This window comes from Massilistercora timonensis (assembly GCF_048354975.1).
GTDB classification, from domain to species: Bacteria; Bacillota; Clostridia; order Lachnospirales; family Lachnospiraceae; genus Massilistercora; species Massilistercora timonensis.
The window spans coordinates 1-8,993 of record NZ_DBGCJQ010000063.1; the positions used below are offsets into that span (position 1 = coordinate 1).

The following is an 8,993-nucleotide window of genomic DNA, read 5'->3' on the forward strand; positions in this document are numbered from 1 at the left end:
CATCACAAGACCGGCTTCCTTTGCTTTGGCTACGATCTTCTTGGCACAGCCGTCCATGGAGTCAAAAGAGATGAAGTAGCCGCCTCTGGGAGCGATCCAGGAACCGATGCCCAGGCCGCCGATCTCGTTCTCCAGAGTCTCCAGAACAATGTCGAACTTGGGACGCATAATGTCCGCATGCTTCTTCATATGCTGTACCATGCCGTGGATATCCTTGAAGAACCGGGCGTGGCGCAGCTGGTTTACTTTGTCGTGGCCGATGGTCTGGATCTTCATCTGCTTGCGGATCTCAGCCAGGTTGGCGTCGGAAGCGCCAATGGCGGCGATACCGGAGCCGGGGAAGCTGATCTTGGAAGTAGAAGAGAACTTGTAGACCATATCCGGGTTCCCTTCCTTCTTGCATTCCATCAGGATCTCCAGGAGATAGTCCTGTTTATCCTCGTAGAGATGGTGGATGCCGTAAGCGTTGTCCCAGAAGATTCGGAAATCCTCTGCAGCCGGTTTCAGCTTGGCAAAGCGGTGTACAGTCTCGTCAGAGTAGGTGATTCCCTGGGGGTTGGAGTACTTGGGTACGCACCAGATCCCCTTAACAGCGGAATCATTGTTGACCAGTTCTTCTACCACATCCATATCCGGGCCTTCCATGGTCATGGGAACCGGGATCATCTCGATGCCGAAATATTCGGTGATCGAGAAGTGACGGTCATATCCCGGAACCGGACATAAGAATTTTACCTTGTCCAGCTTGCACCAGGGAGTGCTTCCCAGCACACCGTGGGTCATACAGCGGGAAACCGTATCAAACATTACATTTAAGCTGGAGTTTCCGAAGATCACGATGTTGTCCTTGGGAATCTCCATCATGTCGGCCAGAAGCTGCTTGGCCTCCTGGATACCGTCCAGGACTCCGTAGTTGCGGCAGTCTACTCCTTCCTCGCAGACCAGATTGGAATCGCTGGTAAGAACGTCCATCATGCCCATGGACAGGTTCAGCTGCTCTGTGGACGGCTTTCCTCTGGACATATCCAGCTTCAGGCCCTTGCCCTTTTCTTCCTCAAACTTTGCTTCCAGATCCGCTTTCAGTTCTAATAATTCTTCTTTCGACAATTCGCTGTATGGTGTCACGCTATCATCCTCCACTAAAATTTTCCTTATTACAATGATAACCAATTCCGGGAACAGAAATTTTGCCCGGCGTCATTTCACTATTTTACCACAAATTGAAGAATCGTCAATGCCTTCCTGCAAAAAACAAGAAAAATAAGGGCGGAATATTTAAAATATGTTCTGATTATGAAATATTTTGTTAAAAATAATGCAAAAATGATTTTGGGAAAAGTTTATGGTACAATGGGTGTAACTATTTCAAGGGCTGCGGGGTATTACTTATGAAGAGAGAGGAAGAGGCGGAGAGAAAAGCGCCGGATCCTGTCCGGGCGCTGGAGCGCTATGGCGATATGGTATACCGGATCGCCCTGCTCCATATGAAGAACCAAAGTGATGCGGAAGACGTGTTTCAGGATGTATTCCTGCGGCTGGTCCGGTATGCGGAGACCATCGAGGGGGAGGAGCATTTGAAGCACTGGCTGATCCGTGTTACCGTCAATTGTTGTAAGAAGCAGTTTGCCAGCAGCTATCGGAGACGGACAGTTCCCATGGACCGGGAGGACCGGGCGGAATTGTCCTATGAGATGCCCCTGGGAGAAGGGAGTGTCTGGGAGACGGTGGGACGGCTGCCGGAGAGTTACCGGGATGTGATCCATCTCTTCTACTATGAACAGTATTCTGTGCGGGAGATCGGAGAGATCCTGGAGCTTACGGAAGGCGCGGTGAAGACCAGACTGTCCCGGGCGCGGGACATGCTGCGGGAGCAGCTGGAAGGGGAGAGGTGAGGATGGAAAGACAGCGGGAAGATAAATGGGAAAGCTCTTATCGAAGAGAAGCAGATGCCATCCACGTGCCGGAGGCGCTGATGGAGAAGACCCGGCAGGCAATGGAGCGGGCCATGGCGGAGGAAGCCGGCGCTCCACAGCCGGAAAATATGCGAAAAAACGGTGGAAAGCGAACATCCCGCAAAAAGACGGCGGGGATCCTGGCAGCGGCAGCCTGTGTGTGCCTGGTATTCCTGGGAAGTTATCTGATCTATGGAAGCCGGCAGGCCGGCGATCTTCATGTGATCCAGATGACAGCCAGCCAGGATAACTGGGACCTGGGGGTTAATCTTGGTGTGACCGGAACGTCGGGAGAGGAAGCCGGGATCTGGTTTCGGAGTGTTCCCTCGGAGGCATTTCTCCCGGAAGAATTGTGGCAGGGAGAGGCAAGCCGGGTGGACGGCCGGGAGGTCCACATTGGTTATGATAAGGAGCAGGAACTCTGGTGCGCAGCCTGGGAGGATGACGGAACTTATTACTATGCGGAAGCCGGAGAGATGGAAGAGAAGGATTTCCTGAAAGAATTGAAAAAAATCTGGAACAGTCTGTAACCTTTTGCCAAGCTGGGCGGTATTCTTAGTAGAAACCGAAAAAAGGGAGGACGTGCACATGGGAGGAAAAAGGACGATAGCCCTGATCCTGGCCTTGTCCCTTCTGGCTTCCGGCTGCGGGAGCGGGGCAGGAGAACAGCGGGATGAAGAAAAGATCACGGCACAGAAGCTGGCCCAGAGCGTGCGGGAGAAATATGCGGACGAAGAGGCCTGCGAATATGAGGAAGCCATTCAGGATATCGGGCGTGACGAGCATCTGAAGCTGCAGATGGGATTCGATATCATGGACGCGGGATTTGATGAGTATACTCAGATCGCGGCAGTATATCAGGATCCGGAGCTGACTCAGCGGGTGGGAACCCATTATGAGTGGGATGAAGAATCCCAGGTGATGGAGATCACGCCGCCTAAGTGGAGCGCCGGCGGGATCAGCAGTTCCCAGCTGGATCCGGATGTCCCGGGAAATGAACCGGGAGCGCTGGAGCTTTTTGACAAGGGGGAGCTTAAGGACTGGGGCAACCTGCCTCAGTATTATCTGGCGGAGTATGTGGACCGGGAAACCGGAGAGAAGCTTCAAAAACCCCGGGTGACGGTGGTGACTGTGAAGCGTGAAGTAAGCCAGGCGCCCCGGGTGACGGTATCCCTGGACGATGACGGACTTCCGGTATTTTCCTGGCAGAAGATCAAGGACGCGGACCGTTATTATATTATGGAGCTTAATTACGATCCGGAGTCGGGATACACAGGCGCAGGCTGGGTGCTGGGAGAGACTGATGAGACCAGCTGGAAGCCGGAGTCGGCGGCGCATTTGCGGACATTTTCCGTATCTGAAGCGGAGCGGGCGGAAGATTATAACATTGAACAGTACGGGGAGGGGACAGACCCCATTTACAGGGAAGAGACTTATGAGACATACTACTGTGTGATCGCGGCGTCGGATACCGGGACTTCTGCGGTGAGCAATACCTTCCCGGAGCAGGAGATCGCCAGAAGAGTGCCCTATATGGAAGAGACCGGCATGAGCCTGGAGAAGGAAGGTTCCAATTACGCCGACGGGTTTGGTAACATGCCTTCCTACAAATGGGTGACCATGTGCGACGGGACTTTGGTACAGAAGCTGATCAATTATCATTTTGATCAGGCAGAGAAGGTTACCGAGCAGTGGGGGGAGTACGAGAAAGAAGACATGTCTGACTTAAAGCTTACAGACGTGGACATCGTCAAAGTACCCTACACCATTGACGGCACCGGATTTACCGGGGTGGTGAAGGTCCAGAATTTCTCCGGAGATACCTGGAAGGAAGATCTGAAAGCCATTGAGGAGCGCCAGGAGGATCTCAGGAACCGTGCGGGGACCAGGGATCTGGAGATGAAAGAAGAAGGCGAGGAAGAAGAGGAAGAAGAACAGGAAGAAGCGGACGGGGCTTCAGAAGAGGTTTACCAGACTGAATATAAGATCACGGCCAACAGCGCGTTAAGCGAATATCTGGCAGCCAGCATGCTGACAGGGACGGCTATGATCGACCTGAGCGATTTCCCGGAGAGCGCAGACCGGCAGTATCTTTCCGACGCCTGGATGGAAGCTGTATATCAGAACCCTATGATCCTGGGCGTTCAGGGGGCGGCCATTTCCACAGACGGGAAGACCATGCTGGTGGAATATGATACCAGTCCGGAAGTGATGGAAGAAAAGCAAAAAGAGATCGCGGCGGAAGTAGACCGGGTGGTGGACAAGATCATCCGGGAGGATATGACGGAGCTGGAGAAAGAACTGGCTATCAATCAGTATCTCTGCGATACAGCGGAATACGACATGGAAGCCCTGGAGAATGCGGAAAAGAACCAGTTCCAGACGGTGGATGAAGAATTCTGTGACGCATTTACCCCCTATGGAGTCCTGCTGAACGGCCTGGGCGTGTGCGCCAGCTATTCCGGGGCATTCAAGCTTCTGGCGGAAGCGGCGGGTCTGGAATGTATCGTGGTGACAGGGAATCTGGAAGGTGACCTCCCTCATGCCTGGAACAAAGTGAAGGTAGACGGCGAATGGCAGATCGTAGATTCTACAAATAACGACAACGAGCTGATCTTTAACGCGTTGATGAATCTGCCGGACAGGGCGGCGCAGAAGGTGCTGGTGGAGGACGATCGGTTTGTGCTGGACACAAAGCTTGGCGATTACAGCGCTCCTACAGACGAGAAGGAATACTACCGGCTGGAGGACAAGTATTTTGAGAAGGATAAGATCGCTGCCTCCCTGGCCGGGGACCTGAAGACGGAGGAGTGTACAGCGCTTCGCACAGACTATGACCTGAATGATCAGGAATTTCAGACGATCGCCAGGGAAGTGGTGGAGAATTTCGAGGGAAGCGAACTGTCAGGATATTACTGGATGGGCGTGATCTACCTGGAAGGACGATAAAAATAAAAAAATAAATTTATATAAGGAGGAAGAAACTATGAAAAAGAGGATCGTATTGTTACTGAGTGTAGGCCTGATGGCTGCGTGGCTGTGGGGCTGCGGCGGACAGGAGGCAGAAGAGCCTCAGGAGCCTGCGGCAGAAGAGACGACGGAAGAAGAGGAAGCGGAGCCTGTCGAGGAAGAGACGGAAGAAGCAGAAGAGGAGACCGCCCAGGAGGCGGCGCCTGCCGGAGATATCAAACCGGTAGAAACCACCATAGACTCCCCGGCAAAGCTGGGCGATTGGGTGGAAACCAAGAGATATTCCGCAGAGGACAGCCAGTATCACACGGTGTACTACCGGATCACGGACATTGTGAGAGGCGCGCAGGATGAGGTGGACGCTTACAATGCTTCCGACAGCTTTGTGAAGCTGGAGAATCTGGATAACGACGATCTGGAGTACTGCATGCTGACTTATGAAGTATATTTCCCGGAAGATTTCCCACAGGCAGATTACGGGATCACTTCGGTAGATATGGACTTTGGCATTGAGAATCCGGACGGCGGCGGTATTGAGAAGGACGGCGTAGCCTACATCGGCCTGTCCAGCGTATGGGATATCTCAGAAGCGCCGGAGATCAATGAATTCTATGCGGGAGATACCTTTACAGAGGGCAAGGCGATCTTCGCCATGGTGAAAGATGTGTCCGGTTATGTGGTAGAGTCTTCCTATCCGGATGAAAATGATGAAATGGTTTACTCATACGTAGAAGGAAAATAAAGCGAAAGACACCGGGAGGGAGAGACAATGAAGGAAAAGAAGCTGAGTGTGCTGTTTGCAATAGTTCTGATTTTGTCGCTGGCGGCAGCAGGGTGCGGGAAAAAGGCAACGCCGGAGAATCTGTTGGAAGATGTTGGGAAAAACCTTGCAAAAGTGGAATCCGTATCCGGAGATATGAATATGTCTTTCTCGGTTTCACTGAATGGAGAGACGGTGGGAACCGGAATGGAGTTAAGTCTCAAGGCCACTGCGGATCCCCGGGCCACCCATATGAGCGGGCCGGTGACCATGCAGATGTCCGGAGAAGAGTACCAGGCGGATGTGGAGCTCTACGCAGTAGAAGAGGACGGAGAGCTGGCGACCTATTCCGGAATGAGCGGCGCCTGGAGCCGCAGCACGCAGGAGATGTCAGAGGATGTGATGAATACAGGCACCTATGAGAAGCTGGCAGAATCTGCGGATTCCTTCAAACTGTCAGAGGATCTTGCCGAGGTGAACGGGCAGGAGTGCTTTGAACTGAAGGGGAATGTGGAAGGCGAACTTCTGGAGGAGCTGATGGGGGAAGAACTGATGGCGGCCAATGACGGCAAGACCGACCTTCCCACAGAGGATCAGATAGAAGGAGCCAGTCTTCCCTGCACGATCCTGATCTACAGAGACACTATCCTCCCGGCAAAGATTTCCATAGATATGGATGATATTATGCAGGAGACGTATGCGTCCTTTGGGGATTCTGCTGAGGCGGAAGGCTCGGTGGAGATCACCTACAGTGAGTATGATAAGGTAGAAAAGATCCGTGTGCCGGATCAGGTCCTGAATGCAGTGGGAGAGCCTGCAAAAGCAGAAGGCGATGATAAGGAAAAGGAGCAGCCTGAGAAGAAGAGCGATACAAAAGCGGCGGCCGGACTGGGAGACAACTGGGATAGCTATACAGTCCAGATCAACGGGAAGGTCTTAAGCCTGCCATTCGATTACTCTGAGCTGGAAGGGCTTGGCTTCGTTCTGGATGAAAGCATTACACCAAAAGATTTCATCGTGAATCCGGGAGAAAGTAAATATACGAGCCTGGTGACCAGCGATCAGGAATACCTGACCGTAGAACTGTTCAACGATTCCGGGGAAGCCTGTGAGGTTACCAAGTGTAAGGTGGGAAGCATAGGGACAGACGCCTACAGTGACGGGGGAAGTGTTGATGTTGTGTTCCCCGGCGGGATCAAAGCAGGAGATTCAAAGGAGAAAGTGCTGGAAGTCTACGGAGAGCCCACAGACCAGTATGAAGACGAGAATTTTCACATGTATACCTGGTATGACAAAAACGGCAGCTATACAGACCGCTGCCAGGTAGATTTCGATGCAGAAGAAGGCAACGCCATGTTTCTGACGCTGTCATGCCATAATTAATTCAAAAAGGGACAGGGTATTTTCAATCTGGGACGTGGTATTTTTAAAAATACCACGTCCCCAATATATGATCCAGGATCACGAAGGCCAGTTCTTCTTTGGACATAATGGGAAGGCTGGTCTCCTGGTCTTTTGTGATCAGCGTCACTACATTGGTGTCGGTCTCGAAGCCGGCGCCCGGGACTTTCAGGTTGTTGGCGATGATCATATCCAGATGTTTTTTCTCTAATTTCTTCCTGGAGTTCTCCAGCAGATGTTCAGTTTCCATAGAAAAACCGCATAAGAACTGGCCGTCTTTTTTGTGCTCGCCAAGATATCCAAGGATATCGTCGGTGCGCTCCATGGCGATGGACAGATCCTGGTCGGATTTTTTCACTTTTTCGTCGGACACTTCCCTGGGCCGGTAATCGGCCACAGCGGCCGCCTTGATGATGAGATCCGCCTTCTGGCTTCTGGAGGTGACGGCCTCAAACATCTCCCGGGCGGTGGTGACGGGGATTACCTGGGTGAACAAAGGCGCCTCCAGGGAGGTGGGTCCGGTGACCAGGGTGACGTCAGCGCCCCGCATGCTGCAGGCTCTGGCCAGGCTGTACCCCATCTTGCCGGAGGAGTGATTGGTGATGTAGCGCACGGGATCGATGGATTCCCGGGTGGGGCCGGCGGTAATAAGGACCTTTTTGCCAATCATGTCTTTTGCGTGGCCGCAGGCCATATTCAGATACTGGAAGAGAACTTCCGGTTCGGGCATCTTACCGGCGCCTACATCCCCGCAGGCCAGCCGCCCGCTGGCGGGAGCGGCGATGGTAAAGCCGTATCTCTCCAGTGTGGCAAGATTGTCCTGGGTGATGGGGTTCTCGTACATTTTGGTATTCATTGCCGGCGCTACGATCTTGGGTGCTTCGCTGGCCAGGATGGTGGTGGTCAGCATGTCGTCCGCAATGCCGTGGGCCAGCTTGGCGATCACATTGGCGGTAGCCGGAGCCACCAGGATGGCGTCCGCCGCCTGGGCCAGGGAAATGTGCTGCACCTGGAATTCAAAATTCCGGTCAAAGGTATCGGTGATACATTTGTGCCCGGTAAGGGTCTCGAAGGTGATGGGGTTGATAAAGTTCACGGCGTGCTCCGTCATGATCACCCGGACATCCGCTCCTGCTTTTATAAGCATGCTGGCAAGGGCGGCGCTTTTGTAGGCGGCGATCCCGCCGGTCACTCCAAGAAGAATGGTTTTATCTTTTAACATAGAGTATGCTTCCTTTCCTGAAAACAGATTTCTTGTGATCTCTAAATTCCACTATAACCTGTTTATCCTTATCTTGCAAGGGGAATCAAGGGGTGCTATAATGTTCCCGGAATTGTATTGTATCCTGCGAAAGGCAGGAATGATAACAAGGAGGAATTGAATAATGAAGACGAAGAAACACGACACACGTTGGATGGTCAGTGTTGCACTTATGGCAGCCATCGTCATCGTGCTGGCGAACACACCGCTTGGCATGATCCAGCTGCCGGTCATTAAGGCGACAACTGTACACATTCCGGTCATTCTCGGAGCGATCCTTCTGGGTCCGTCGGCAGGGGCGATCCTGGGAGGGGTGTTTGGCATTTGTTCTCTGGTGAGCAATACCATGGCGCCCACCCTTCTGTCCTTTGCGTTCTCGCCCTTTATGAGCACCACCGGGATCCCCGGGGCGCTGAAGGCCATCTGGATCTCTGTGGGCTGCAGAGTGCTGATCGGACTTGCGTCGGGATGGCTGTGGAAGCTTCTGGAGCGGCTGAAGGTGAACCAGAACATCAGCCTTTTGCTTACTGGATTCGTGGGATCCATGGTCAATACCGTGACAGTGATGGGAAGCATTTATTTCTTATTTGCCCAGCAGTATGCTCAGGCAAGAGAAGTGGGTGTTACGGCTGTGTGGGGCCTGATCATG

At 52.9% G+C, this 8,993-nt stretch carries 8 protein-coding genes; 6 read left to right on the forward strand and 2 right to left on the reverse strand.

Annotated features, from left to right (window positions below; genetic code table 11):
- Window positions 1–1,125: aminotransferase class I/II-fold pyridoxal phosphate-dependent enzyme (locus tag ACML7B_RS05595; RefSeq protein WP_418539697.1), on the reverse strand; the 1,125-nt coding region annotated here is incomplete at its 3' end.
- Between the two features lie 263 nt (window positions 1,126–1,388).
- On the opposite strand from ACML7B_RS05595, the gene ACML7B_RS05600 reads away from it, so the two are divergent.
- The 5 genes from ACML7B_RS05600 to ACML7B_RS05620 are packed head-to-tail and all read left to right on the forward strand — an operon-like array spanning window position 1,389 to window position 7,065.
- A complete protein-coding gene (locus tag ACML7B_RS05600) occupies window positions 1,389–1,892 on the forward strand; it encodes an RNA polymerase sigma factor (protein ID WP_418539699.1) in 504 nt (167 codons plus the stop codon).
- 2 nt (window positions 1,893–1,894) lie between these two features.
- The gene (locus ACML7B_RS05605; protein WP_418539701.1) at window positions 1,895–2,482 is read left to right on the forward strand and encodes a hypothetical protein; all 588 of its coding nucleotides are present in this window, start codon (window positions 1,895–1,897) and stop codon (window positions 2,480–2,482) included.
- Window positions 2,483–2,540: 58 nt separating this feature from the next.
- Window positions 2,541–4,901, forward strand: a complete 2,361-nt coding sequence (locus ACML7B_RS05610) for a transglutaminase domain-containing protein (protein ID WP_418539702.1) — start codon at window positions 2,541–2,543, stop codon at window positions 4,899–4,901.
- A 37-nt stretch (window positions 4,902–4,938) separates the two neighbouring features.
- A complete protein-coding gene (locus ACML7B_RS05615) occupies window positions 4,939–5,664 on the forward strand; it encodes a hypothetical protein (RefSeq protein WP_106790096.1) in 726 nt (241 codons plus the stop codon).
- Window positions 5,665–5,691: 27 nt separating this feature from the next.
- The gene (locus tag ACML7B_RS05620; protein ID WP_418539705.1) at window positions 5,692–7,065 is read left to right on the forward strand and encodes a DUF6612 family protein; all 1,374 of its coding nucleotides are present in this window, start codon (window positions 5,692–5,694) and stop codon (window positions 7,063–7,065) included.
- Window positions 7,066–7,108: 43 nt separating this feature from the next.
- Here ACML7B_RS05620 and coaBC read toward each other — a convergent pair whose 3' ends face one another.
- A complete protein-coding gene (gene coaBC, locus ACML7B_RS05625; protein ID WP_418539706.1) occupies window positions 7,109–8,305 on the reverse strand; it encodes a bifunctional phosphopantothenoylcysteine decarboxylase/phosphopantothenate--cysteine ligase CoaBC in 1,197 nt (398 codons plus the stop codon).
- A 163-nt stretch (window positions 8,306–8,468) separates the two neighbouring features.
- Here coaBC and ACML7B_RS05630 point away from each other — a divergent pair.
- Window positions 8,469–8,993, forward strand: a 525-nt coding sequence (locus ACML7B_RS05630; protein WP_418539707.1) for an ECF transporter S component, incomplete at its 3' end; no start/stop codon positions are given.

Coding starts and splice junctions, on each gene's coding strand:
- ACML7B_RS05600 (WP_418539699.1), top strand. CDS start 1,389: ATGAAGAGAGAGGAAGAGGCGGAGAGAAAAGCGCCGGATCCTGTCCGG.
- ACML7B_RS05605 (WP_418539701.1), top strand. CDS start 1,895: ATGGAAAGACAGCGGGAAGATAAATGGGAAAGCTCTTATCGAAGAGAA.
- ACML7B_RS05610 (WP_418539702.1), top strand. CDS start 2,541: ATGGGAGGAAAAAGGACGATAGCCCTGATCCTGGCCTTGTCCCTTCTG.
- ACML7B_RS05615 (WP_106790096.1), top strand. CDS start 4,939: ATGAAAAAGAGGATCGTATTGTTACTGAGTGTAGGCCTGATGGCTGCG.
- ACML7B_RS05620 (WP_418539705.1), top strand. CDS start 5,692: ATGAAGGAAAAGAAGCTGAGTGTGCTGTTTGCAATAGTTCTGATTTTG.
- coaBC (WP_418539706.1), bottom strand. CDS start 8,305: ATGTTAAAAGATAAAACCATTCTTCTTGGAGTGACCGGCGGGATCGCC.